Raw genomic sequence first — 24,640 nt, forward strand, 5'->3', positions numbered from 1 at the left:
AAAAGGGGGCCGGGACGGGTAACGGAGTTACGGCGGTCATAGCGTGGGGGAAACGCCCGGTCCCATTCCGAACCCGGAAGCTAAGACCCACAGCGCCGATGGTACTGCACCCGGGAGGGTGTGGGAGAGTAGGACACCGCCGGACAACCATTAAGGCAAGAGCCCCGACCACAGGTCGGGGCTCTTCCCCTTTAACCACCACCCCTAAACGAGGCAAAGCATCCATCAACCGGGAACTTGCCAACAACCCAGGCCAGTCGCTGTCGCTGAAGGTTTCCTGCAGGCTGCTAAAGCGGCTGTGAGACTTGACACGGGAGACCGGGAATCAGGTCCAGGCGTTCGGCTGCCGTGGTGGCGTCGAATAGAATTGCATAAGACATACGAGTCGGTAGCTGAGCGCTGCCGGCGGCGTGACAACGAAATAAGGGTTATGAGCGACTACGCACGCGCCAGTGGTCGGCTCGCAACAGGAGGAATCCACCATGGCTGAGCACAACGGCGGCAATCGCGGCGGTAATCGCGGAAACTTCGGCGGTAATCGCGACGACCGCGGTTCGTACCGCCCCAACAACAACTCAGGCGGGGACCCTCGTGGGTTCCGTTCCCGGGAGAACCGAGACGGCAACGACCGTCCGGCCCGTGACGGCGACCGTCGTCCGTTCAACAACGACCGTAGCGACCGTAAGCCTTTCGGCGACCGCAACGACCGTCCGGCCCGTGACGGCGACCGTCGCCCCTTCAACAACGACCGTAGCGACCGCAAGCCTTTCGGCGACCGCAACGACCGTCCGGCCCGTGACGGCGAGCGTCGCCCCTTCGGTGGCGACCGCGACCGTAAGCCTTTCGGTGACCGCAACGACCGTCCGGCCCGTGACGGCGACCGTCGTCCCTTCAACAACGACCGTGGCGACCGTAAGCCTTTCGGCGATCGTCCCGAGCGCGGTCCGCGGAACTTCGACGGTCCCCGTCGCGACAACGATGACCGTCGCCCCTTCAACAACGACCGTGGCGATCGCAAGCCTTTCGGCGACCGCAACGACCGTCCGGCCCGTGACGGCGAGCGTCGCCCCTTCAACAACGACCGTAGCGACCGCAAGCCTTTCGGTGACCGCAACGACCGTCCGGCCCGTGACGGCGAGCGTCGCCCCTTCAACAACGACCGTAGCGACCGTAAGCCTTTCGGCGACCGCAACGACCGTCCAGCCCGTGACGGCGACCGTCGCTCCTTCGGCGGCGACCGCGACCGTAAGCCTTTCGGCGACCGCAACGACCGTCCGGCCCGTGACGGCGACCGTCGTCCCTTCAGCAACGACCGTGGCGACCGTAAGCCTTTCGGCGACCGTAACGACCGCGGTCCGCGAAACTTTGACGGCCCCCGCCGCGACAATGATGACCGTCGCCCCTTCAACAACGACCGTGGCGACCGTAAGCCTTTCGGCGACCGTAACGACCGCGGTAACTCCTGGGAAGAGCGTCCTGCCAGGGTGCCCAACGCCAAGGACATCCGCAGCTCCAACCGTCCTGACCGTGAGCGGTCTCCCGAGATCGATGAGGATGTCACGGGCAAGGAACTCGACCGCGCCACGGGTCACCAGATCAAGACACTTGAGGAGCAGAGTGCTGGTTGGGTCGCCAAGCACCTGGTCATGGCTGGCCGCCTGATTGACATTGAGCCTGAGCTGGCCTTCCAGCACGCATTGGCTGCAAGCCGTCGTGGCGGACGCCTTTCGGTTGTTCGTGAAGCGGTGGGCCTGACCGCCTACGCCGCGGGACACTATGGCGAAGCGCTTCGTGAATTCCGTACGTACCGCCGCATCAGCGGGTCCAACGTGCACTTGCCTGTGATGGCTGACTGCGAGCGAGGCCTCGGACGTCCGGACCGTGCGTTGGATATGGTTCGTTCTCCAGAAGCCCAGGACCTCGATGCCCCGGGCAAGGTGGAGCTGGCCATGGTGGCGGCCGGTGCCCGTGCGGATTTGAAGCAGTTTGATGCTGCAGTCACCGAACTGGAAATTCCCCAGTTGGACATCAACAGGGCCTTCTCTTACAGCCCGCGACTTTTCCGTGCTTACGCTGAAGCGCTCAGCGCGGTGGGTCGCACGGAAGAAGCGGATAAGTGGGCCCGGCAGGCTTTGGTGGCCGAGAATGCTCTGGGAGTCGGCGATTTCGCTGAACCGGAGATCCTTGACCTCGGGTGGGATGAGCAGGAAGAAGCAGCCGCGAGCAAGCCGCGGTTCGTCAAGTCGGCTCCGGAGCCCGACGTCGTTAAGCCTGAGACGGAATCGGTTATTGCCGAAGCCGCAGCGGCTGACGTTGAGCACGATGACGTTGAACTTGATGACGCAGAATCTGACTACTTCGAGTCGAACGACGCGGAGTCGGACATCGACTCCGCAGAAGACGACTCTGAGGAAGAAGAAGCCAAGGAAGAAGACGCCGAGAACCAGGGTTCTGACTCCCAGCATGGCTGATCCACTCATCTCATTGTTTGATGCCGTCCTCTCGGATCTGGACGGTGTGGTCTATGCAGGACCGCACGCCATCCCCGGGGCCGTGGAGTCGTTGCTGCGTCTGGAGACCTTTGGCGTTGGCCTTGGCTACGTGACTAACAACGCCTCCCGCACCCCGGCCCAGGTCGCTGCGCACTTGCGTGAGCTCGGTGCGCCGGCGGAGGACCATCAAGTGGTCAGTTCCTCCCAGGCAGCAGGAGAGCTTCTGGCTTCCCTGTTGCCTGCGGGGGCGCATGTGCTCATCACCGGCAGCGCAGCTCTGGCCCATGAGATTGAATTGGTGGGACTCAATCCGGTCCACAGTGCCGCTGAATCCCCGGTTGCCGTGGTCCAGGGATTCAACCCTGAGATCGGTTGGAAGGATCTCGCGGAGGCGTCGTATGTAGTGGCCGGTGGAGCCATGTGGTTTGCCACCAACACGGACATGTCCATACCGCAGGCTCGAGGCATGGCACCGGGCAATGGGACGCTGGTTGCTGCTGTGGCGGCTGCTACGGGGAAAACTCCTGTGGTGGCTGGTAAGCCCGAAGCGCCGCTTTTCCATGCGGCAGCGAAACGGTTGACCGCCGATCGTCCGCTGGTTGTGGGCGACCGTTTGGACACGGACATTCTGGGCGGCAACCGTGCGGGATTTGCGACGGCGGCCGTCCTCACTGGCGTGGACACCACCCACACCATCCTTGCGGCGCGGACCGACGAGCGCCCCACCTACCTTTTGGCCGACTTGGAGGGCCTTTACGCGCCCTACCCTGAGGTCATCAGCGACGACGGAACCTTCCGTTGCGGTGCAGCCTCGGCGGTCGCCGGGGACGGGACCGTCACGGTCACGGGCGCTGAGGATGACCTTGACGCTTGGCGCGCGGCCTGTGCCGCGTGGTGGGCCAGGTTACCCGACATGGCTGTGGCGCAGGCGCCACAGGTGGAATGGCGAACTCACTAGACTGGTGCGATGACCGAGCCCAATTATGTACCGGCGGAAAGCCATGCGGGCCACGACGACCCCGTGACTGAAAACTCTGAGCCCTCGCGCCCGGAGGTCCAGTGGCCCGATCCAGCCAGCTCCACGGGGGACCCGCTGGTGGACAGGGCCTTGGCCGTCCTGGACAACGTGCCGGCGACCCCCGTGGCTGAACACGGAGACCTGTACGCAGCCATTCACGACTCCTTGCTGGAAGCCTTGGATGCTGAACCCGGCCTCCCTGCCGCACCACAAAGTACTCCCCGCCCGGAAGGCGACAGCTAGCGTATGGCACGACTCGACCAGGAACTCGTCACCCGTGGGTTGGCGAGGTCACGTACCCATGCAGCAAAGCTCATCAGCGATGGAAAAGTCAGCTCCGCGGGGACTGTCCTCGCCAAAGCCGCACTCCAGGTGGACTCGGCTACGGACTTGGCCGTAGAGGCCCATCTTGAGGACATCTACGTCAGCCGCGCCGGTCATAAGTTGGCGGGCGCGCTGGAGGCGTTTCCCGCCGTCGTGGTTGCCGGGAAGCGGTGTCTCGACGCCGGTGCCTCCACAGGTGGCTTCACTGACGTCCTGCTGCGGCAAGGGGCGGCAAGCGTCGTGGCGGTGGATGTAGGACACGGCCAGTTGGTGCCGCACCTGCGCGATGACCCCCGTGTGGACGTCCATGAGGGTCTGAACGTCAGATATATGTCTCCGGAGCAGATCGGTGGGCTCGCAAACCTGACGGTCGCGGACCTGTCGTTCATTTCGTTGACCCTGGTGGTGGCGCCGCTGGCGTACTGCACCGAACCCGGCGGGGACATGGTCCTGATGGTCAAGCCGCAATTCGAGGTGGGCAAGGAACGGCTGAGCCGAACCGGCGTGGTGTCATCGGACCATGAACGACGCCGGGCCGTTGCCCAGGTGGCCCGGGCCGCGGTGGATGCCGGGCTTGTCCTCATGGACCTTGCCGCCAGTCCGCTGCCTGGCCAGGACGGAAATGTTGAATACTTCCTGTGGATGAAGCGCGGGATGTCAGCGGTGTTGCCTAAGATCGAAGAGCGGGACGGGGACGTTGCTGCATTGATCACGAAATTCTGGCCAAACCACTAGAAAGCAGAACCCGATGAGCAGGCGTGTACTTGTCCTTGCCCACACAGGGCGGGAAGAATCGCTCCGCGCAGCGTGGGATGCCTGTACGCAACTGCATTCCTCCGGCCTGGTTCCTGTACTGCAGAAGTCTGAACTGGCCGATATTGAACGTTTTTTCGGTGCGTTGGATACACCCATTGAGATCCTTAACGACCACGTCAACCTGGAGGATGTGGAGTTGGTGATGGTCCTGGGTGGGGACGGAACCATCCTGCGGGCCGCGGAACTGGTGCGTGAGGTGGACGTCCCGTTGTTGGGAGTGAACCTGGGGCACGTGGGCTTCCTGGCTGAAAGCGAGCGTGCCGACCTGGCCCAAACAGTCGAATGGATCGCGAGTCGCCAGTACACGGTGGAAGAACGCATGACCATCGATGTCCAGGTGTGGGTCAAGGGCCGGAAGATTTGGCACACGTGGGCGTTGAACGAGGCTGCCATTGAAAAGGCCAACCGTGAGCGCATGCTGGAAGTGGTCACTGAGGTGGACGAGCGTCCGTTGACGTCCTTCGGCTGTGACGGAGTGGTCCTCGCAACTCCCACCGGTTCCACCGCTTACGCGTTCTCCTCGGGAGGACCAGTGGTGTGGCCGGAGGTGGAAGCCCTGGTGATTGTTCCGATCAGTGCCCATGCCCTGTTCGCCAAGCCGTTGGTGGTATCGCCGAGGTCCAAGCTGGCCGTCGAAATCATGAACCGCACCGAAGCCATCGGTGTCCTGTGGTGCGATGGTCGGCGTTCCGTGGACCTGCCGCCCGGGGCGCGTGTTGAAGTGACCCGTTCAGCCACCCCTGTGCGGTTGGCGCGCACCCACAAAACACCCTTTTCCGCCCGGCTCGTCCGCAAGTTTGAACTCCCCATCCACGGCTGGCGTGGACCGGCTCCGCGGAGCGGGGAAGTCCACACCGGCCCTATCCCGGTCATCCGGACCCTTTCACCGGCTCCGTTGCCCAGTCCTCGGGATGTAGACGGTCCCCGGGATGGTGACCCTTCCGACCCCACGAATGCGAAGTGAACCATGCTTGAAGAACTCCGAATCCGTGACCTTGGCGTCATCACCGATGCTGCCCTGCCGCTGGGCCCTGGCCTGAGCGTCGTCACCGGTGAAACCGGTGCGGGCAAGACCATGGTGGTGACAGCCGTCGGGCTCCTTCTGGGTGCCCGATCAGATGCAGGCGCCGTTCGTAGCGGAGCCAAATCGGCGTCCGCTGAAGCGGTGTTGAAGCTCGATCCGGCGCACAGCGCTGTTGAGCGCGCCAAGGAGGCAGGCGGTGAGGCGGAAGAGTTCGACGGCGTTGCTGAGCTCCTGCTGGCCCGTACCGTGGGTGCCGATGGGCGCAGCCGTGCCTACGTTGGCGGGCGCGCGGCGCCCGTGGGGGTCCTGGCCGAGTTGGGAGAGAGCCTGGTAGTGGTCCACGGGCAGTCGGACCAGATCCGGCTCAAGAGCGCCACTGCGCAGCGGCATGCCCTGGACCGGTTCGCCGGTGCGCCCCTTGCCAAGACGCTGGGGGAGTACCAGGAGCTCTACAGCCACTGGAAGAACATTCAGTCCGAACTCGAAACGCTGCGCAGCGAGGCCCGGGAGCGGCTGCGGGAAGCTGAGTCCCTGGACGCGGCGCTCAAGGAAATCGACGAAGTGGATCCCCAGCCAGGGGAGGACGAGACACTGAAGGCCGAGGCTGTGAAGCTCGCCAACGTCGAAGAACTCCGGTTGGCCGCCGCTGCAGCCCATGAGTCCCTCATCGCCGAGGAATTTGGGGACGCCGGCGACGCAACCACCATGGTGGATGCTGCCAAGAGGACACTTGAGCATGTTGCCGACCATGACGAGGAACTGCGCTCCGCCGCTGCCCGGCTCGCGGAGGTCGGGTTCCTCCTCAACGACATTGCAACAGAGCTGTCCAGCTATCAGGCCGCCTTGGATACGGAAGGTCCGGAGCGGCTCTCCGAAATCGAGGAGCGCCGGGCCGCCCTTGCCAAGTTGATTCGGAAATACGCCCCCAGCATTGATGAAGTGCTGGAGTGGGCGGCGACTGCCAGGACCCGGCTGGACGAGCTTCAGGATGATTCCAGCCGCATCGAGTCCCTGGATGCTGAGGTGGCTTCGACGGAAGCCACTCTCCGGAAGCAAGCAGCGGCTATCTCCAAGGCCCGCCTCAAAGCTGCCAAGGATCTCTCAGCCCGGGTCAGTGCTGAGCTCAAGGCGCTGGCGATGGCTGACGCCACCCTGGTCATTGAGGTCGATGGCAGTGGATCGTTGGGCCCTTGGGGCACCGACGAGATCGCCTTCCTTCTTCAGCCGCACTCCGGGGCTCCGGCCCGGCCTCTGGGCAAGGGAGCCTCGGGCGGTGAACTCTCCCGGGTGATGTTGGCCATCGAGGTAGTTCTCGCTGCGGTAGATCCTGTACCGACGTTCGTGTTCGATGAGGTGGACGCGGGCGTGGGTGGCCGGGCCGCCGTCGAAATCGGCCGGAGGCTGGCAATGCTTGCCCGGCACGTCCAGGTGCTGGTGGTAACGCACTTGCCGCAGGTTGCTGCCTTCGCCGATCAACACATCCGAGTCACAAAAACCTCCGTGCGCGGTGCTGACGGCAAAACAACCACCGGGTTCACCTCCAGCGACGTACAGCTGCTGAGCGAGGACGAGCGGGTCAAGGAGCTGGCCCGCATGCTGGCCGGGCAAGAAGATTCTGAATCGGCGCAGGCCCACGCCCAAGAGTTGCTGGACGACGCGAAGCTCATGCCGCAGCGCGCTTAGTGCTCTTGGCCGGGAATGCGAGCACCATCACATCGGCACACTTAATCCCGCCCGGCTCTTGCTTGGAATGCGCTGGTGAGCAACTATTGACCATTTGGGGAATCCGAACAGACGCTTGGAAGGCGTAATTGATGATAAGCTCGAATTCCGTGGTGCAGCGATCAAATTCCCGTGTAAATTCCCGGTTCCCGGGCTCGTCCAAGACGACCAAACACATCTTCGTCACCGGTGGTGTGGCGTCCTCGCTCGGTAAGGGTCTGACGGCTTCCAGCCTCGGTCACCTGCTGCGGGCACGCGGTTTGTCTGTAACTATGCAGAAGCTCGATCCCTATTTGAATGTGGATCCGGGCACGATGAACCCCTTCCAGCACGGCGAAGTATTCGTGACCGACGACGGCGCCGAAACCGACCTCGACATCGGACATTACGAGCGCTTCCTCGACGAAAACCTCGAAGGTTCGGCCAACGTCACAACGGGCCAGATCTACTCCACCGTCATCGCCAAGGAACGTCGCGGCGAATACCTCGGAGACACCGTCCAGGTCATTCCCCACATCACCGACGAAATCAAGCGGCGCATGCGGCTGCCTGCCGAAGGCAAGAACGCCCCGGACGTCATCATCACCGAAATCGGTGGCACGGTAGGTGACATCGAATCGCAGCCGTTCCTGGAGTCGGCCCGTCAGGTCCGTCAGGATGTTGGCCGCAACAACGTCTTCTTCCTGCACGTGTCGCTGGTTCCCTACATCGGACCGTCCCAGGAACTGAAGACCAAGCCGACGCAGCACTCCGTAGCTGCCCTTCGCTCCATCGGCATCCAGCCTGAAGCGATCGTGATCCGCTCGGACCGCGAAGTGCCCGACGCCATGCGCGAGAAAATCGGCCGTATGTGCGACGTCGACATCGACGCCGTAGTCAACGCAGCTGACGCCCCCAGCATCTACGACATCCCCAAGACCCTGCACTCACAGGGTCTGGACTCCTACATCGTCCGCGCACTGGACCTGCCGTTCAAGGATGTTGACTGGAGCAAGTGGGACAAACTGCTCGAAGCAGTGCACAACCCGAAGCACGAGGTCGAGGTTGCCCTGGTGGGCAAGTACATCGACCTCCCGGATGCGTACCTCTCGGTCACCGAGGCCCTTCGTGCCGGCGGTTTTGCCAACGAAGCCAAGGTCAAGATCCGCTGGGTCCCCTCCGACGAGTGCGAGACCCATGCCGGGGCCACGAAGGCCTTGGCCGGTGTGGACGCCATCTGCGTGCCCGGCGGCTTTGGTATCCGCGGCCTCGAAGGCAAGCTCGGTGCCTTGAAGTTCGCTCGTGAGTCCAAGCTCCCGGTCCTTGGCCTGTGCCTCGGCCTGCAGTGCATGGTGATCGAGTACGCCCGCAACGTGGTTGGCCTCGAAGGCGCCTCCTCCAGCGAGTTCGAGCCCGACTCCAAGTACCCGGTCATCGCCACCATGGAAGAGCAGCTGGACATCGTGGAAGGCAAGGGAGACCTCGGCGGCACCATGCGTCTGGGCCTCTACGAAGCCAAGCTGGACGAGGGTTCGGTCATCGCCGAGACGTACGGCACCACCACGGTCAGCGAACGCCACCGCCACCGCTACGAGGTCAACAACAAGTACCGTGACCAGATCGCAGCAGAAGGTCTGGTGTTCTCCGGTACTTCTCCTGACGGCAAGTTGGTGGAGTATGTGGAACTTCCCCGCGAGGTCCACCCGTATTACGTGGCAACGCAGGCGCACCCCGAGCTCAGCTCGCGCCCCACTCGCCCCCACCCGCTGTTCGCAGGTTTGGTCAAAGCTGCCTTGGAGCGTCGCGAAGGTGCCCCCGTGGCCACCAAGACCGGTGCCCGCACGGTAGCTGCCAAGTAAACGCAAGTACTAACGAAGGACGGCGCGATGCCCGGAATTTCTGAAACCCCCCGCACATCAAGGCAGGTTTCGGACATGCCGAGCCCGCGCCGTCTTTTGTCTACCAGCAAGGTTTACGAAGGCAGAATTTGGGACGTTGTCAGCGACTCGTTCCAACTCAGCGATGGCACGGACACCCTTGTTCGTGACTACATTGACCACCCAGGCGCAGTAGCAGTGCTCCCCATGAACGTGGACGGCGAGATCCTGCTGCTGAAGCAGTACCGGCATCCGGTGGGCATGGACCTGTGGGAGATCCCGGCGGGCCTGCTGGACGTCGAAGGCGAAGACTTCGTGGTGGGGGCGGCCCGGGAATTGGCCGAGGAAGCTGACTTGGTCGCGGCTACGTGGAACGTCCTGGTGGACTTCTTCAACTCGCCCGGTTCGTCCAGCGAAGCAGTCCGGATCTATCTGGCGCGTGGCATCAGTGACGTTCCCATGGCGGACCGGCACGTCCGCACCGATGAAGAGGCCGAAATTGAACTCCACTGGGTGCCGCTCGATGACGCCGTGAAGGCAGTGCTGGAAGGCCGCCTGCACAATCCTTCCGCGGTGCTGGGCATCCTGGCTGCCGCAGCTGCAAAAGCCGATGGGTTCACTGGGCTTCGTCCCGCCAATGCGCCGTGGCCGGCTCACCCGAGCCAGCGCTGAGCATGGCCGAGGCTGCCACCAGAACCCCCACTGGCCTTGACCGCGCAGTAACGGACTACCTGCAGCATGTGGGTGTGGAGCGCGGCCTGGCAGCGAACACCCTTGCGGCGTACCGCAGGGATTTGACACGTTACTCCAACTTCCTCACGGGCCAGGGCGTGGAACGGCCTGGCGACATCACCCGGCATCATGTGACCGCCTTCGCCCAGGCCTTGTCGGATGGAAGCGATGGCGCCGCAGTGCTGGGTGTCCGCTCCGCTGCGCGAACGGTGGTGGCCGTCCGCGGACTTCACAAATTCTGGGCACTTGAAGGAACCACGACGGCGGACCCCGCCAGCGATGTCCACCCGCCCATGCCGGGCAAACGGCTTCCCAAGGCCATCAGCGTCGGCGAGGTCACGCGGATCCTGGAAGCTGCGGGAGCCGATTCGCCCACAGGGCTCAGAGACCGTGCTCTCCTTGAATTCCTGTACTCCACCGGTGCCCGCATCAGCGAAGCAGTCGGGTTGGACGTGGATGATATCTCCCTCGAAGACACCGGTGGCGATCCTGCGATCGTCAGGTTGTTCGGCAAGGGCTCCAAAGAGCGGTTGGTGCCCCTCGGCTCCTACGGAGCCCGCGCCGTCGGAGCTTATGTTGTCCGGGGCAGGCCGCTGCTGGCATCCAAAGGAAAAGGAACGCCGGCGCTGTTCCTCAACGCCCGCGGGGGCCGGATCAGCAGGCAGAGCGCCTGGACCATCCTCAAAGCGGCGGCTGAGAAAGCCAACATCACCAAGGACGTCTCGCCGCATACACTCCGCCACTCCTTCGCCACCCATCTGCTGGAAGGCGGAGCCGACGTCAGGGTGGTGCAGGAGCTGTTGGGGCATGCCTCGGTGACCACCACCCAGGTTTACACCTTGGTTACCGCAGAGACCTTGCGCGAGGTCTATGCGGCGGCGCACCCGAGGGCGCTGGGCTAAGAGGGCGCTGGGCCAAGAGCGCGTTCGGCGAACTACCCGAGCACGTTCAGCGTCAACTCCACGGCGTCCACGAACAACGCCAACAGCGACGTCCCCAGGCCTGCCACCAGCAGGAGCCCCGGATGTGCCAGGCCCACGACTACGCGCTTGAGCCGGGGCCGTCCCTTGAGGAACTTCTTGGGAACCCGGGTCTTCACTGGCACCTGCCGCCAGCCGCGCAACCGTCGAAGGAACCATGCACAGCGCACAATGAAGGCCATCCAGAGGACGGAGAGCACCAGCGGAACGGCAGCGAGCATGAGGTTGAAGCCCAACGCCGTAACTTCCTTTTCGGAATCGCCGATCACGGTTTGGACGGTGGTGGAGATGGAAGCGCTCATCACCACTGAGGCGGCCCACACCATGAACGCCGCCACAAGCGCCAGGAACCGTACAAAAAAGTGACCCAGCACTGTTGCATCCACTGCTCTGAGATGACTGCGGGGCGTGGCATGCAGGACCACCAGCGTGGAGATCAATGTGGGCAGTGCTGCAACGAGGACCAGGAGGTACCAGGTCCATCCGGCCAGGTCCACCACTTCGTCCAAAACAATAAGCCCGGCCCACAGCACAGTCCAGGCCCACCCTGCATAGAGGGGGCGGGCCACCAGCCAACGGGGTAGCCATAGGTCCCGTTCGGGCGTGGCTTTTGTGGCTGTTTCGGCAGCCGCACTTTCCTCGACGGACGGAGGATCTGCAGCGTCGTCAACGGCGGCCACATTGGCTGGCCGGTTACCCCCACCTTCAGTCATGGGCTCACTGTAGCAATGGCAGCACTGGCGGGGGAGATCAGGTTAAGGTAGGCAGCATGACTGCAGCCCATGTGACTTTGTGCTTCCTCCTCCGCGACGGTGCGGACGGCGAGCACGTCCTCCTCGGCACCAAGAAGACTGGCTTCGGCAGGGGCAAGGTAGTGGGAGTGGGCGGGCACGTGGAGCCGGGTGAGACCGCCTCCCAGGCAGCATGCCGGGAGGTCATGGAGGAAATCAATGTAGTGGTCGCCGCGCAGGACCTGGTTCCGGCGGGCACTGTTGACTTTGTGTTTCCGGCGAGGCCGGAGTGGAACATGGCCACCACTGTGTTCCTGACCCGCACGTGGGAGGGGGAACCTTCCGAAACCGACGAGATCGCCCCGGCATGGTTCCCGGTGATGCAACTCCCCGTGGACCGGATGTGGGCCGACGCCGAACACTGGCTGCCGGCCATGATTTCCGGCCAGCGCATTGCGGTGCGGGTGGCCTTGGCAGCAGATAACGAAAATGTAGCTGATGTCCACACCACTGATTGGGTGGACCAGCCGTAGCAAAAACGTGGAAAGAACGACGCCGGGCCGGTCGCCTTTCGGTGACCGGCCCGGCGTCGTACGTCTCTTCGACTAACCGGAAACGTTAGGGCACGTGCCGCTCTTCCGGCCCGTTGTATTCGCTCAGGGGACGGATGAGGGAGTTGGAGGCTACCTGTTCCATGATGTGGGCGGTCCAGCCGGTGATGCGGCTGGCGACGAACAGCGGGGTGAACGTCTGGGTGTCGAAGCCCATCAGGTGGTAGGTGGGGCCGGCCGGGTAGTCGAGGTTGGGCTTGATGGCCTTGGCCTCGTCCATGGCCTGTTCCAAGCCGTTGTACAGCCCAAGGAGTTCCGGGCGCCCGTAGTGGGCGATCATCTTGTCCAGGGCGGCCTTCATGGTGGGTACACGGGAGTCGCCGTGCTTGTAGACGCGGTGGCCGAAGCCCATGACTTTCTTCTTCTGTGCCAGGGCGTCTTCCATCCAGGCCCGGGCACGGGTGGCGGCTTCCTCGAGGGACTCTTCGCTGCGGATGCCGATTTCGTCGAAGGTGTGCATGACGGCCTCGTTGGCGCCACCGTGCAACGGACCCTTGAGGGCGCCGATCGCGGCGGTCACCGCTGAGTGCAGGTCAGCGAGCGTGGAGGTGACCACACGGGCGGTGAAGGTGGAGGCGTTGAAGGAGTGCTCTGCATACAGGATCATCGAGACGTTGAACGCCTCCACCACCTCGGGCACCTGTTCTTCGCCGAACGTCATCCACAGGAAGTTGGCCGAATAATCCAGGTCCTCCCGCGGTTCCACGGGTTCCTGGCCGCGGCGGCGGCGCTGGTCGTAGGCCACGACGGAAGGCATGGCAGCCCAGAGGTCTATTGCCTTCTTCATGTTTGCTTCGGGTGAAGAATCTTCGGCCAGTTCATGCCGGGCGCCGAGCACGGATGCTGCCGTGCGGCACACATCCATGGGGTGGGCGGTGGTGGGCAGGGTGTCGATGACCTGTTTGACCACGGGGTCCAAAGCGCGGCCGGCGCGTTCCCTGGCAGTAAATTCAGCCAGCTCTGCGTCGCCCGGCAGTTCGCCGTTCCACAGCAGGTAGGCGACCTCTTCGAAGCTGCATTTGGCGGCCAGTTCCTGGACCGGATACCCGCGGTAGAGCAGCGAGTTGGTGTCCGGGTTGACCTTCGAGACGGCGGTGTAGTCCACCACGACTCCGGCAAGGCCTTTTTTGATGTCAACAGCTGCCATGCTGCTCTCCTTCGTTCATAATGCAGGCGCACCGGTGAGTCCGGAGTGCCTGCTTTCCCCTTGATGAATCCGGTACCTAGCGGACGCCAGGAACCTGGAAGTTAAAAACGCCGGTATCGAATTGGTTGTATGCCTCGTAGTCGACGAGTTCGTAGAGGCGTGCACGCGTGAGCATGTTTTCCACTTCCGCCTCTTGGGTCCCCGCAGCCCTGATCGATTCCAGAGTACGCTCTGCAGCGCCCATGGCAATGCGGAGCAGAGTGACGGGGTAGATGACCATGTTCACCCCGACTCCTTGGAGTTGGTCGACGGTGAAGAGCTCGCTTTTGCCGAACTCGGTCATGTTGGCCAGGATCGGCACGTCCACGGCGTCGCGGATCGCCTGGAACTCGCTCAAATCACGCATGGCTTCGGGGAAGATCGCATCAGCGCCGGCGTCTACGAGGGCTTTGGCACGGTCCTGAGCGGCCTGGATTCCTTCGACTGCGCGGATGTCCGTGCGGGCCATGATGAGGAAGTTCGGGTCGCGTCGGGCGTCTGCTGCGGCGCGGATGCGTTTGGTGGCGGTGTCGATGTCGACGACGTTTTTGCCGTCCAGGTGTCCGCAGCGTTTCGGGTTGAACTGGTCCTCAATGTGGCAACCGGCCAGGCCCGCGTTCTCGAGTTCCTGGATGGTGCGGGCCACGTTCATGGGTTCACCGAAGCCGGTGTCCGCGTCCACCAACGACGGCAAATCGGTCATGCGGGCGATCTGCCCGGCCCGGGTGGCTACCTCGGTCAGGGTGGTCAGGCCGATGTCCGGCAGGCCGAGGTCGTTGGCCAGGACCGCGCCGGAGATGTAGACGCCGGCGAAGCCTTTCTCCTCGATGAGCCGGGCCGAGAGCGGGTTGAAGGCGCCCGGGAACTGCTGAACGGTCCCGGAGGCCAGCAATTCCCGCAGCTTCACCCGCTTTTGTTCGGGAGTGACTTTGGAGTACAGCATTTAGAACAGTCCCTTCGGAGCTGCTTCGAGGTTGATGACGCCGGGGGCTGCGGTGATGTTCAGCTGGTCCAGTTCGCCTTCGCCCAGTTCGGTGACGCGTTCGACGGCGGCGAGGAACCTTTCGATTTCGGCTTCCTCCACGAGTCCGGCAGCGAGGGTGCGGAACTTGTTGACGTACTGCTCGCGGGCGAACGGCCGGGCACCGAGCGGGTGGGCATCGGCCACGGCGATTTCATCGGTGATCACCGTGCCGTCGTTGAGGGTGATTTCCACGGAACCGCCGAAGGCCTTCTCTGCGATGTCCAGGGAGTGGTAGCGGCGGGTCCATTCCGGGTCCTCGACGGTGGTGACTTTGTGCCAGAGTTCCACGGTGTCCGGGCGTGCTGCGCGTTCGGGGGCGTAGGAGTCCACGTGGTGCCACGCGCCGTCCTGCAACGCGACCGTGAAGATGTACGGGATGGAGTGGTCAAGGGTTTCGCGGGATGCGGTGGGGGAGTACTTCTGGGGATCGTTCGCCCCGGAGCCGATCACGTAGTGCGTGTGGTGGCTGGTCTTGATCAGCACGGATTCCACGTTGGCCGGGTCCGTGGTTTCGGGGTGTTCACGGTTGAGCTTGCGGGCGAGGTCGATCCACGCCTGGGCCTGGTATTCGGCGGAGTGTTCCTTGGTGTAGGTGTCCAGGATCGCGCGCTTGGCTTCACCCGGGAGCGGCAACGGAACCTCGTAGGAGGCGTCCGGGCCATCCAGCATCCAGGCGATGACGCCGTCTTCGCCTTCGTAGATCGGCACGGGCGAGGTTTGTCCGCGCATGGAGCGGTCCACGGCTTCAACGGCCATTTTGCCTGCGAACGCGGGTGCATGGGCTTTCCAGGTGGAGATCTCGCCCTTGCGGGACTGCCGGGTGGCGGTGGTGGTGTGCAGGGCTTGGCCCACGGACTGGAAGATCGTCTCAACATCCAATCCCAGCAACGTGCCGATTCCCGCGGCGGCGGAGGGGCCGAGGTGGGCCACATGGTCGATCTTGTGCTTGTGCAGGCAGATGGCCTTGACCAGGTTCACCTGGATCTCGTACCCGGTGGCGATGGCACGGACAAGGTCTGCACCGTTGGAGCCCACGTGCTGGGCGACGGCCAGGATCGGCGGGATGTTGTCTCCGGGGTGGGAGTAGTCCGCTGCCAGGAACGTGTCGTGGTAATCAAGTTCGCGGACGGCCACACCGTTGGCCCATGCCGCCCACTCGGGGGAGACCTGCTCGCTGATGCCGAACACTGCGGCTCCCTTGCCGTTGGCCGACGGCGCGTGAGTCAAGGCTTGCGCGCGGGCTGCGACGATCGGTGCCCGGTTCAGCGAGGCGATTGCCACAGAGGCGTTGTCGATGATCCGGTTGATCACCATGTCGGTGACCTCGGGGGTGACCTCGACGGGGTCGGCGGCGACCACGGCGATCTTGTGCGCCAGCTGCTCCTCGCGGGGGAGGTTCTCTTCGCTCTTGTACACGCGGACGTGATGGTTCTTGACCATGGTGCTCCTTCTGGCAGTGGTGTTTCTAGGCAGGGTGTTTCAGGGCAGTGGTGTGGGTTGCCTTGACGTGGGTGAGGCTGCGGTGCAAGTGGACTGTGGTGGCGGCCTCGGCCAGCCGTGGTTTGCCGGCGGCGATGGCCTCGGCGATCGCGGCATGTTCCGCGGCTGCCGCGTGGAGCCTGGCAGTGTCATCGGCGGCCAGGCGGCGGACCCGGACCAAGTGGACGCGCAAGCTGCGCATCGCCTGGGCAAGGTAGGAATTGGAGACCGCAGCGTCGATGGCGTCATCCAGGCGACCCACCAAGGCGTAGTACTCATGGCGCGCGGGATCGTCGTCGCGGAGCAGTTCTGGGGCCAGCAGCAGCTGGGTATGCAACTCGGCGAAGATCCCTGGTTCCCCACGCTGGGCAGCCAACGCCGCGGCCCTCACTTCAAGGGTTTCGCGCAACTCGAACAACTCGTCGATGCTCTCAAGCGAAATATCGGTCACGACGACGCCGCGGCCTCCTGCCGCCGTCGTCAATCCCTCCGCGGTGAGCCGGCCCAGCGCCTCACGGACCGGCGTCCGGGACACCCCGAGACGTTCGGACTGCTCCACTTCCGCCAAGACAGTACCTGGCCGCAGGCGCCATTCAATGATGTCTTCTCGGAGGGCGTTGTAAGCCCGATCACTGGCGCGCATGCCCCCAGTGTATACACCAATGGCCTCTGAGGCGAGCAATACGGCCAAAAATGCTTTCTGTGTATACAGGCGCCTATCCGCGATTCCAGCCGTACTCGTTCTCAGGGCGCCCAGGGGTGCCGTACCGGGGCGCCCTGGTGACTGTCCCGGCGTCGGCCAAATATTCCAGATACCGGCGTGCGGTGACGCGGGACATGCCCAGGGCGTCCATGACTTCGCTCGCGGAGACCGCTTCCTGCCGCGCCCGCATCAGGTCTTTCACCGCTTCCAGGGTGGATCCCGAAAGGCCCTTCGGCAGCGGTAGTTCCGTCGGAGCGCGGAGGCTGGCAAAGGCCTGGTCCACATCGCTTTGGGAGGCTCCCGCCTTGGAGATTCCGGACAATGAACCGGCCAGCTGCTCACGGAACGTTCGGTAGCTGCCGAGCTTGTCCGCGAATGTTGCATACGTGAAGGGCTTAATGAGGTACTGCACGACGCCGATGGACACGGCGCTGCGCACGATGTTCAGTTCCCGGACAGCGGTGATGGCAATGATGTCGGCAAAAACTCCCGCGGACCTCATGCGCCGGGCCACGTCGAGCCCGTGAAGGTCAGGCAGATTCATGTCCAGCAGGACCAAGTCAACGGGGGCCCCCGATGCGGCGAACTCCCCAAGGATGCGCAGTGCCGACTGGCCGTCAGGGGCAGTGCCCACCAGCGAAAACCCGTCCAGACGGCCGACATAGACGGAGTGGGCGTCCGAAGCTATGGGCTCATCCTCCACTACCAGGACACGGATGTCTGTCATGCCTTCTCTTCCTCAGGAACCGACGCGGGCAGCACTACATGGAATTGTGCTCCGCCGGGATTGCTGATGGTCATCGTACCGTTGAGCCGATCCACGGCCTGGCGCACCAGTGCCAGGCCAACGCCGCGCCCGTGGGAGCCGCGCGGGTTTTTGTCCGGAGACTTCGTGCTGAAGCCGTACTGCAGTACGTCGTCAATGGACTCCGGATTGATGCCACTCCCGGAGTCCCGGACCGTGAATTCGACGGCGGCAGGTCCGGCTTCCACGTCCAGCTCCACCTTCCGTGGGAAGTCACCGGCAGCCGCGGCATCAATGGCATTGTCCAGCAGGTTTCCGAGGATCGTCACCAGGTCCTGGATCTCCAGGCCACGGACACCGGAACTCCCCGACGTCCGGACTTCCAACTCCACCCCGCGTTCGTGGGCTTCTGCCGCCTTGCCCATCACCAAGGCGCTCATGACGGGCTCATCCACCGACGCCACCATGTCGTCGGTGAGTTGCTGGCTGAGTTCAAGGTCCTTGGTGGCAAAGTCCAAAGCCTGGGGTGTGCGGCCAAGTTCCAGCAGGGAGACGATCATGTGGAGCCGGTTTGCGTGTTCATGTGTCTGCGCGCGCAGCGCATCCGAGAGGGTTTTCATGGTCTGGAGTTCCGAGCCCAGGGATTCGATCTCGGTACGGTCGCGGATGGTGGCCACTGTGCCGTAGACCGCGGGTTTCTGTCGGCTGCGCTCAGGCACCGGCCCTACTGCGGGGGCCTGGTTCACTACCAGGATCCGGGAACCGGTCAGGTGAATCTCGTCGTGTGCGGGCCTGCCGGATTCGAACAGCGCCCGCAGGCTGCCGTCGAAGGGGAGATCAGCGAGTTTCGGGGCATCGACAGGGGAACGGTCGGCGTCCGAAGGCTGCAGGCCCAGCAACTCGGCGGCTTGGTCGTTATACATGACTGCCTTGCCGTGGTTATCGATCAGGATCACACCCTCGCGTACGGAGTGCAGGACCGACTCGTAGTAGGCAAACAGCTGAGCGAGCTGTTCCGGTCCCCAGCCCCGCGTTACCGATCTCAGATACCGCCCAAGGAGCCACGAAGCGACGGAGCCAAAGCTCAACACCACCAGTGCTATGCCTCCGATCACCCCCAGGCGCTCGGCCACATCCGTATCTACCGTCCGGACGGTAACTCCCGCTGCCACCAGGGCTTTGACGGTTCCGTCGGCAGCTTTGACCGGTGCGATGGTTCGAACCGACGGACCCAAGGTGCCTGCCGTGACCTCCGTGAACGTCTCGCCCCGCAGCGCGGGCTCAATGGTTCCGATGTAGGGCTTGCCGAGTTCTTCGACCCTCGGGTGCGTCCAGCGCGTCCTGTCCGGAGCCATGATGGTGATGAAATCGGCATCCGCATCGTCCATGACGTCCAGCGCGTAGGGCTGCAGCGTAGCAGAGGGCTCCGCAGCTGAAGCCGCGTCCAGGACCAACGGATTGTCGGCAATGGATGTCGCCACGGCCAGCATTCGACCCCCGGCGTTGTCGTAGGCCCTGTCCCGGGCTTCCACCACGGAAAAGGCTCCAAACACCGCCGTCAGGACCAGGACGAACAGGAGGTTTGCCACAAACAACCTGCGGGCGATGCTCCAGCTGTGAAACACGTGGACCTCCATGACCAATATGACCGCAACGGTGATGTGTGTCACCAACGGCTCAATGATGGATATCACACAGGGGCAGCGGATTGGACATCAGTGCAGGACCGCAGCGCCTTACACAGTATCCAAAGGAGAATCCCATGACCTCTCAACGAGGAGAGTCGGCAGTAGCTGCCAAAGCTGGACGCAAGGGGCTCGACAAGTCGCATTACTTGTACATCGCGGTCATCCTTGCCGTAGTACTCGGTGCCGTGGTCGGCTTGATGTTCCCCGAAGTCGGCAAGTCACTCAAGCCACTCGGCGATGGCTTCATCAAGCTCATCAAGATGATGATCGCGCCGGTCATTTTCTGCACCATCGTCCTGGGCATCGGCTCCATCGCCAAGGCTGCCACCGTTGGCAAGGTGGGTGGCCTCGCCCTCGGCTACTTCGTGGCCATGTCAACCTTTGCCCTGGCCATCGGCCTCGTGGTGGGCAACCTCATCCACCCGGGTGAGGGACTAAAGCTGACCCCGTACGATCCCACCAAGAAGGCCGACACCAACAGCACTGTTGACTTCCTTCTGGGCATCATCCCCGGTGATATCCCGGTCCTGCCTACACTGCTTGCCGCGATCCTGGTCGGTTTCGCCTTGCAGAAGATGGGCAAGCAGGGAGCCCCTATCCTCGCCGCGATCGGCCACGGTCAGCGCCTCGTCTTCCGCATCCTCATCATGATCATGTGGCTGGCCCCGGTAGGCGCGTTCGGTGCCATTGCCGCCGTCGTTGGTGCCACAGGCGCCCAGGCAATCCTCAGCATGTTCACCCTGATGCTGGCCTTCTATGTCACCTGCGCACTGTTCATCGTGGTCATCCTCGGAACCCTGCTCCGTGCAGTGGCCGGCGTCAACATCTTCAAGCTCATGAAGTACCTGGCCCGTGAGTACCTCCTGATCTTCTCCACTTCCTCCTCCGAAGCAGCGCTGCCCCGCCTGATCGCCAAGATGGAGCACCTGGGTGTCTCCAAGCCGGTAGTTGGCGTCACCGTTCCCACGGGCTACTCCTTCAACCTTGACGGCACGGCGATCTACCTGACCATGGCTTCGCTCTTCGTCGCCAACGCCATGGGCACCCCGCTGGACCTCGGCGCCCAGGTCTCCTTGTTGGTCTTCATGATCATCGCTTCAAAGGGTGCCGCCGGTGTCACGGGAGCGGGACTTGCAACCCTTGCCGCAGGTCTTCAGGCACACAAGCCGGAGCTGCTCGGCGGCGTGGGCATGATCGTAGGAATCGACCGCTTCATGTCCGAGGCCCGCGCCTTGACCAACTTCACCGGCAACGCAGTAGCCACGGTCCTGATCGGAACCTGGGTGAAGGAAATCGACAATGGACAGGTGGAGCGTGTCCTCTCCGGCAGCGAACCCTTCGATGAGCAGACCATGATCGCCCATGGCGGCGAAGAAGAGGCCGCTCCTGAAGCTGAAACCCGCGAAAAGGCAACCGTCTAACCCTGGCAGGGATCAGCGCATCGCATCATTTACGAAGGCCGGCACCTCTCCAGGTGCCGGCCTTCCGCATGTGGCCGCCAAACTGCGGCAATGAAGGCAACCTTCTACCTCAGCTAGAGGGTCAAGGCTCACGAGCAGGACAAAGTCAAGTTCCCCAAATAACCGTGTCGGGCGCTGTAGCCTAGGTGGGTAGTAGCGCTGTAGCTGGGGGCCAGCGGCAGGGAAGATCGTCGTCGAAAGAGTGGTTAGATACGTGAGCATCGAACGAGGAACAGCTACGCTGGGAGGCACCGAGCTCGATCTGGAAGACGCCATCATGGGGCCAACAGGCCGCCCTTACCGCGAATTTCCGGAACCTGCTCCCCTTGCTTCCCACGGCCCGGCGAGAGTTATCGCCATGGTCAACCAGAAAGGTGGCGTGGGTAAAACCACCTCCACCATCAATCTCGCTGCTGCGCTCGCCGAATACGGCCGGCGTGTCCTGCTGGTGGACTTTGATCCCCAGGGCGCGCTCTCCGCGGGCCTGGGAGCCAATCCGCACGAGCTCGACCTCACTGTGTACAACGTCCTGATGGACCGCAAAGTGAGTATCCGGGATGCCATCCAGCAGACCGGCGTCGAGGGCGTTGACCTTCTTCCCGCCAACATCGACCTCTCCGCCGCAGAAGTCCAACTCGTCAACGAGGTGGCACGCGAGCAGGTATTGGACCGCGCGCTCAAGAGCGTCGAGGACGATTACGACGTCGTCCTGATCGACTGCCAGCCGTCCCTGGGGCTGCTGACCGTCAATGCACTGACGGCAGCGCACGGAGTCATTATTCCGCTGATCTGTGAGTTCTTCGCCTTGCGGGCAGTGGCCCTCCTGGTGGAAACCATCGAAAAGGTCCAGGACCGCCTCAACCCGAGGCTGCAGGTGGACGGTGTCCTGGCCACCATGTACGACGCCCGCACCCTGCACAGCCGCGAAGTGATTTCACGTCTCGTGGAAGCCTTCGGTGACAAGGTGTTCGAGACCGTCATCAAGCGCTCCATCAAGTTCGCGGATGCAACGGTCGCGGCCGAGCCCATCACCAGTTATGCGGGCAACCACATTGGCGCCGACGCCTACCGCCGGCTTGCCAAGGAATTGATCTCGCGCGGCGGCGCGCCCTAGCCGACCGTGGGACCGTCTCTCGCTCCGGCCATGGAAGCTGGCGCTTCCGCTGCTGCGGAAGCGCCCGACGCCGGTACCGCCGAAGCCCGCAAACCCGGTTTTGAGGTACGGCTGGCCAACTTCACGGGCCCGTTCGATCTCCTGCTTGGCCTGATCTCCAAGCACAAGATGGATATCACCGAAGTGGCCTTGGCCACCGTCACCGATGAGTTCATCAAGTACATCCGCCGGCTCCAGGAGCTGGGGGAGGACTGGGCGCTGGACGAAGCCAGCGAGTTCCTGGTCATCGCCGCCACTCTGCTGGATCTCAAGGCCGCGCGCCTCCTGCCGGCCGGTGAGGTGGAGGACGCAGAGGATATTGCGCTCCTTGAGGCGAGGGATCTCCTGTTCGCCCGCCTCCTGCAGTACAAGGCTTTCAAGCAGATAGCCGGGATCCTGGGTGAAACGCTGGAACAGGAAGCGCGTCGTTATCCGCGCCAGGTTGCTCTGGAAAGCCATCTCGCCGCCCTGCTGCCCGAACTCGTATGGCGCCATACCCCGGAACAGTTCGCGGAACTTGCTGCCAAGGCGCTGAAACCCAAGGATTCGGCTCCCGCCGAGGTGGGCTTGGACCATCTTCACGCTCCGCCGGTGAGCGTCAAGGAACAGGCCGGGATCATGGGCCACCGCCTGAAGCTGGGCGCGCCCTTGTCCTTCCAGGCGCTGATAGCCGACGCAGAAACCACCCTGGTGGTCGTGGCACGCTTCCTTGCGTTGTTGGAAATGTTCCGGGACCGCGTGGTGGCTTTCGAACAGCCCGCACCCTTGGCGGAGTTGACGGTTCGGTGGACGGGCGACGACGCCGGGTGGGACAGTTCCCGCCTGAGTGAAGAGTATGAGACTGGCGTGGGGCCGGAAAACGGGGAGAACAGCAGTGAATGAGCAGGAAACGGCCCAGGAGGGGCTGGCTGACCTGGAAGCGCTGCCAGGTGGTGCACGGGCAGCCTTGGAGGCAGTGCTCATGGTCATCGACGAGCCTGCTACGTCGGAAGAGTTGGCCGCCGGACTCAACGTGACGGTCTCCGTCGTCGAGGATTTGCTGCATGACCTGCAACGGGAGTATAGCGGCTATACTGTTAAAGCCCCGGACGTGGATGCTGTCGGCTATGCCGATGCCAGCACTGCACCCCGGGGTTTTGAATTGCGGAATGTCGCCGGCGGGTGGCGCATCTATTCACGGTCGGATTTTGCCGACATCGTGGGAAGGTTCGTTCTCGAAGGGCAGACCACCAGGCTCACTCAAGCAGCGCTTGAGACCCTGGCGGTCATAGCTTACCGGCAACCGGTCTCCAGGGCCCGGGTATCTGCCATTCGCGGCGTCAACGTCGATTCGGTAGTCCGGACACTCACCCAACGGGGTTTGATCGAGGATTCCGGAAACGATCCCGAATCCGGGGCTGTCCTTTACCGGACAACCTCGTATTTCCTGGAGCGGATGGGTATTGGCTCAGTGGCTGAACTGCCACAGCTTTCGCCACACCTTCCAGGATTGGAAGGAATTGACGAGTACTACGACGCCAGCCGGATGTAGCCACAGGCTACGCCCGGCATCGCAGGAAAACTTCAGATGGATTCACGGCACCTTCAGGGTGCACAGCGACAAGGGGCAGACGATGTCTGCCCGGCTGGCTAGTGTTGATTGCAGCACGGAAAGCCGGCCATTACTACACAAGGACGGGTCATGACACAGGCGGGACGCCAGAGTTCACCACGTAACAGTTCGGGACGCAACGGTTCTGGACGCAATGAGGCCAAGGGCGGCACGGGCCGCACCAACGCCGGCGGCTTCTCAGGCCGCGGCGGCAGCGCCGGCGCTGGAAAGCGCAACTTCACCCAGGGCGAAGGCCGACCCTTCAAGGCTCCGAAGCCGCGCGAAGCGGCACCTTTCGATCCTGACAACCCCACAACTGCGGGCGACTTTGACCGGGGCCAGGCCTCCAGGCCCGCGAAGCCCTTCCGCAAGCCCGGCTCCAACAAGCCCGGCTTTGGCAAGGCACCCGGTACGCCGGGCGCACTGAAGCCCAAGGCCAAGCCCGCCAGGCAGTACGGCTCCAAGGCATTCGGCAGCGAACGATTCGGCCAGAACCTGGGTCCCATCCGCAAGCCAGGCCGCAACCGCGGACCGCGCCAGGAAGTCCCGCAGTCGGACCTTCACGATGTTGACGGCGTACGCCTGCAGAAGGTCATGGCTCAAGCCGGCGTGGCTTCACGCCGCGTCTGTGAGGAAATGATCCTCGAGGGACGCGTCGAGGTTGATGGCGTAGTGACCACCGAGCTTGGTATGCGCGTGGACCCCACGGCTGCCGTGATCCACGTCGATGGCATCCGGATCCAGCTCGACGAAACCCTCGTCTACATGGTCTTCAACAAGCCCAAGGGCGTCGTCTCCACCATGGAGGACCCCGAAGGCCGTCCCTGCATCAGCGACTTCCTGAAGAACAACAAGAACAAGGGCGAACGCCTGTTCCACGTTGGCCGTCTCGATGTCGCCACTGAGGGGCTGCTGCTGCTGACGAACGACGGCGAACTCGCCAACCGCTTGACGCACCCTTCCTATGAGGTACCCAAGACGTACCTCGTCCAGGTGCGCGGCCCGTTCCCGCAGGGCGTGGGCGCGAAGCTGAAGAACGGCGTCGAGCTCGAAGACGGTGTTGCCGCAGTGGACTCGTTCCGGTTGGTGGACTCCACCCCGGGCCACGTCCTCATCGAGGTTGTGCTCCACTCAGGCAAGAACCGCATCGTGCGCCGTATGTTTGACGCCGTCGGGTTCCCGGTTGAACGTCTTGTCCGCGTGAAGGTCGGCCCCATCGGCTTGGGTGACCAGCGCCAGGGCAGCATCCGCAACCTCGGCAGGCAGGAAGTCGGACACCTCCTGGCATCTGTAGGGCTCTAGGGC

Annotated in this window: 23 protein-coding genes and 1 rRNA gene; 16 read left to right on the plus strand and 8 right to left on the minus strand. The window is 63.4% G+C overall.

The annotated features are described in order from the left end of the window. Positions 1–28 precede the first annotated feature (28 nt). Positions 29–145: ribosomal RNA gene (rrf, locus tag QEH68_RS08600) — 5S ribosomal RNA — on the plus strand. A gap of 430 nt (positions 146–575) precedes the next feature. Here rrf and QEH68_RS08605 read toward each other — a convergent pair. Beyond that, on the minus strand, positions 576–1,640 hold the full coding sequence (locus QEH68_RS08605; protein WP_280627682.1) for a hypothetical protein: 1,065 nt from the start codon (positions 1,638–1,640) through the stop codon (positions 576–578). Between the two features lie 6 nt (positions 1,641–1,646). Between QEH68_RS08605 and QEH68_RS08610 the strand changes: the two genes are divergently transcribed. The 9 genes from QEH68_RS08610 (at position 1,647) to xerD (ending at position 10,886) form a co-directional block, all read left to right on the plus strand. Next, entirely contained in the window at positions 1,647–2,471 is an 825-nt protein-coding gene (locus QEH68_RS08610; RefSeq protein WP_280627683.1) for a hypothetical protein, read from the plus strand. Then, the gene (locus QEH68_RS08615; RefSeq protein ID WP_280627684.1) at positions 2,464–3,450 is read left to right on the plus strand and encodes an HAD-IIA family hydrolase; all 987 of its coding nucleotides are present in this window, start codon (positions 2,464–2,466) and stop codon (positions 3,448–3,450) included. The genes QEH68_RS08610 and QEH68_RS08615 overlap by 8 nt, the downstream gene beginning before the upstream one ends. A gap of 9 nt (positions 3,451–3,459) precedes the next feature. After that, entirely contained in the window at positions 3,460–3,753 is a 294-nt protein-coding gene (locus QEH68_RS08620) for a hypothetical protein (protein ID WP_280627685.1), read from the plus strand. A gap of 3 nt (positions 3,754–3,756) precedes the next feature. Next, positions 3,757–4,569: a TlyA family RNA methyltransferase gene (locus tag QEH68_RS08625; RefSeq protein WP_207597076.1), complete on the plus strand. Its 813-nt coding sequence runs from the start codon at positions 3,757–3,759 to the stop codon at positions 4,567–4,569. 13 nt (positions 4,570–4,582) lie between these two features. Further along, positions 4,583–5,614 (plus strand): NAD kinase, encoded by a 1,032-nt coding sequence (locus QEH68_RS08630; protein WP_207597077.1) that lies wholly within the window; start codon positions 4,583–4,585, stop codon positions 5,612–5,614. 3 nt (positions 5,615–5,617) lie between these two features. Next, entirely contained in the window at positions 5,618–7,357 is a 1,740-nt protein-coding gene (gene recN / locus QEH68_RS08635; protein WP_280627686.1) for a DNA repair protein RecN, read from the plus strand. A 131-nt stretch (positions 7,358–7,488) separates the two neighbouring features. Then, complete coding sequence (locus tag QEH68_RS08640) at positions 7,489–9,234, plus strand: CTP synthase (protein ID WP_207597079.1); 1,746 nt, start codon at positions 7,489–7,491, stop codon at positions 9,232–9,234. Between the two features lie 27 nt (positions 9,235–9,261). Then, a complete protein-coding gene (locus tag QEH68_RS08645; RefSeq protein WP_089594457.1) occupies positions 9,262–9,924 on the plus strand; it encodes an NUDIX hydrolase in 663 nt (220 codons plus the stop codon). Between the two features lie 2 nt (positions 9,925–9,926). After that, positions 9,927–10,886, plus strand: a complete 960-nt coding sequence (gene xerD / locus QEH68_RS08650) for a site-specific tyrosine recombinase XerD (RefSeq protein ID WP_207597528.1) — start codon at positions 9,927–9,929, stop codon at positions 10,884–10,886. A 32-nt stretch (positions 10,887–10,918) separates the two neighbouring features. Here xerD and QEH68_RS08655 read toward each other — a convergent pair whose 3' ends face one another. Further along, entirely contained in the window at positions 10,919–11,677 is a 759-nt protein-coding gene (locus QEH68_RS08655; protein WP_207597081.1) for a hypothetical protein, read from the minus strand. A gap of 56 nt (positions 11,678–11,733) precedes the next feature. Here QEH68_RS08655 and QEH68_RS08660 point away from each other — a divergent pair, with 56 nt between their 5' ends. After that, complete coding sequence (locus QEH68_RS08660) at positions 11,734–12,228, plus strand: NUDIX domain-containing protein (RefSeq protein WP_280627687.1); 495 nt, start codon at positions 11,734–11,736, stop codon at positions 12,226–12,228. Between the two features lie 85 nt (positions 12,229–12,313). On the opposite strand, the gene QEH68_RS08665 is transcribed toward QEH68_RS08660, so the two are convergent. The 6 genes from QEH68_RS08665 to QEH68_RS08690 form a co-directional block, all read right to left on the minus strand. Then, positions 12,314–13,453 (minus strand): bifunctional 2-methylcitrate synthase/citrate synthase, encoded by a 1,140-nt coding sequence (locus tag QEH68_RS08665; protein ID WP_280627688.1) that lies wholly within the window; start codon positions 13,451–13,453, stop codon positions 12,314–12,316. Positions 13,454–13,529: 76 nt separating this feature from the next. Next, positions 13,530–14,435 carry a methylisocitrate lyase gene (prpB, locus tag QEH68_RS08670; protein WP_207597084.1) on the minus strand — a complete coding sequence of 302 codons (906 nt, stop codon included), beginning with the start codon at positions 14,433–14,435 and terminating at the stop codon, positions 13,530–13,532. Beyond that, complete coding sequence (locus QEH68_RS08675; protein ID WP_280627689.1) at positions 14,436–15,956, minus strand: MmgE/PrpD family protein; 1,521 nt, start codon at positions 15,954–15,956, stop codon at positions 14,436–14,438. 25 nt (positions 15,957–15,981) lie between these two features. Further along, entirely contained in the window at positions 15,982–16,638 is a 657-nt protein-coding gene (locus QEH68_RS08680) for a GntR family transcriptional regulator (protein WP_280627690.1), read from the minus strand. 73 nt (positions 16,639–16,711) lie between these two features. Then, positions 16,712–17,425, minus strand: a complete 714-nt coding sequence (locus tag QEH68_RS08685) for a response regulator (protein WP_280627691.1) — start codon at positions 17,423–17,425, stop codon at positions 16,712–16,714. Then, positions 17,422–19,068: a sensor histidine kinase gene (locus QEH68_RS08690; RefSeq protein ID WP_207597529.1), complete on the minus strand. Its 1,647-nt coding sequence runs from the start codon at positions 19,066–19,068 to the stop codon at positions 17,422–17,424. The genes QEH68_RS08685 and QEH68_RS08690 overlap by 4 nt, the downstream gene beginning before the upstream one ends. Before the next feature lie 137 nt (positions 19,069–19,205). Here QEH68_RS08690 and QEH68_RS08695 point away from each other — a divergent pair, with 137 nt between their 5' ends. From QEH68_RS08695 to QEH68_RS08715, 5 genes are all read left to right on the plus strand, one after another. Beyond that, positions 19,206–20,552 (plus strand): cation:dicarboxylase symporter family transporter, encoded by a 1,347-nt coding sequence (locus tag QEH68_RS08695; RefSeq protein WP_207597087.1) that lies wholly within the window; start codon positions 19,206–19,208, stop codon positions 20,550–20,552. A 253-nt stretch (positions 20,553–20,805) separates the two neighbouring features. Beyond that, entirely contained in the window at positions 20,806–21,705 is a 900-nt protein-coding gene (locus QEH68_RS08700) for an AAA family ATPase (protein WP_089594468.1), read from the plus strand. A gap of 6 nt (positions 21,706–21,711) precedes the next feature. Next, positions 21,712–22,626: a ScpA family protein gene (locus QEH68_RS08705; protein ID WP_280627692.1), complete on the plus strand. Its 915-nt coding sequence runs from the start codon at positions 21,712–21,714 to the stop codon at positions 22,624–22,626. Further along, positions 22,619–23,275, plus strand: coding sequence for an SMC-Scp complex subunit ScpB (locus tag QEH68_RS08710; protein WP_280627693.1), 657 nt, complete (start codon positions 22,619–22,621; stop codon positions 23,273–23,275). The genes QEH68_RS08705 and QEH68_RS08710 overlap by 8 nt, the downstream gene beginning before the upstream one ends. A 150-nt stretch (positions 23,276–23,425) precedes the next feature. Then, positions 23,426–24,637: a pseudouridine synthase gene (locus QEH68_RS08715; protein ID WP_280627694.1), complete on the plus strand. Its 1,212-nt coding sequence runs from the start codon at positions 23,426–23,428 to the stop codon at positions 24,635–24,637. Positions 24,638–24,640 lie beyond the last annotated feature (3 nt).

This window comes from Paenarthrobacter sp. OM7 (assembly GCF_029873575.1).
Classification (GTDB): domain Bacteria; phylum Actinomycetota; class Actinomycetes; order Actinomycetales; family Micrococcaceae; genus Arthrobacter.

Bases quoted from the DNA above. Each gene is read 5' to 3' on its own strand.
- QEH68_RS08615 (WP_280627684.1), top strand. From the start codon at position 2,464: ATGGCTGATCCACTCATCTCATTGTTTGATGCCGTCCTCTCGGATCTG.
- QEH68_RS08630 (WP_207597077.1), top strand. From the start codon at position 4,583: ATGAGCAGGCGTGTACTTGTCCTTGCCCACACAGGGCGGGAAGAATCG.
- QEH68_RS08640 (WP_207597079.1), top strand. From the start codon at position 7,489: ATGATAAGCTCGAATTCCGTGGTGCAGCGATCAAATTCCCGTGTAAAT.
- QEH68_RS08610 (WP_280627683.1), top strand. From the start codon at position 1,647: ATGGCTGGCCGCCTGATTGACATTGAGCCTGAGCTGGCCTTCCAGCAC.
- QEH68_RS08695 (WP_207597087.1), top strand. From the start codon at position 19,206: ATGACCTCTCAACGAGGAGAGTCGGCAGTAGCTGCCAAAGCTGGACGC.
- QEH68_RS08625 (WP_207597076.1), top strand. From the start codon at position 3,757: ATGGCACGACTCGACCAGGAACTCGTCACCCGTGGGTTGGCGAGGTCA.
- QEH68_RS08645 (WP_089594457.1), top strand. From the start codon at position 9,262: ATGCCCGGAATTTCTGAAACCCCCCGCACATCAAGGCAGGTTTCGGAC.
- QEH68_RS08620 (WP_280627685.1), top strand. From the start codon at position 3,460: ATGACCGAGCCCAATTATGTACCGGCGGAAAGCCATGCGGGCCACGAC.
- prpB (WP_207597084.1), bottom strand. From the start codon at position 14,435: ATGCTGTACTCCAAAGTCACTCCCGAACAAAAGCGGGTGAAGCTGCGG.
- xerD (WP_207597528.1), top strand. From the start codon at position 9,927: ATGGCCGAGGCTGCCACCAGAACCCCCACTGGCCTTGACCGCGCAGTA.
- QEH68_RS08665 (WP_280627688.1), bottom strand. From the start codon at position 13,453: ATGGCAGCTGTTGACATCAAAAAAGGCCTTGCCGGAGTCGTGGTGGAC.
- QEH68_RS08680 (WP_280627690.1), bottom strand. From the start codon at position 16,638: ATGCGCGCCAGTGATCGGGCTTACAACGCCCTCCGAGAAGACATCATT.
- QEH68_RS08715 (WP_280627694.1), top strand. From the start codon at position 23,426: ATGACACAGGCGGGACGCCAGAGTTCACCACGTAACAGTTCGGGACGC.
- QEH68_RS08685 (WP_280627691.1), bottom strand. From the start codon at position 17,425: ATGACAGACATCCGTGTCCTGGTAGTGGAGGATGAGCCCATAGCTTCG.
- QEH68_RS08660 (WP_280627687.1), top strand. From the start codon at position 11,734: ATGACTGCAGCCCATGTGACTTTGTGCTTCCTCCTCCGCGACGGTGCG.
- recN (WP_280627686.1), top strand. From the start codon at position 5,618: ATGCTTGAAGAACTCCGAATCCGTGACCTTGGCGTCATCACCGATGCT.
- QEH68_RS08675 (WP_280627689.1), bottom strand. From the start codon at position 15,956: ATGGTCAAGAACCATCACGTCCGCGTGTACAAGAGCGAAGAGAACCTC.
- QEH68_RS08655 (WP_207597081.1), bottom strand. From the start codon at position 11,677: ATGACTGAAGGTGGGGGTAACCGGCCAGCCAATGTGGCCGCCGTTGAC.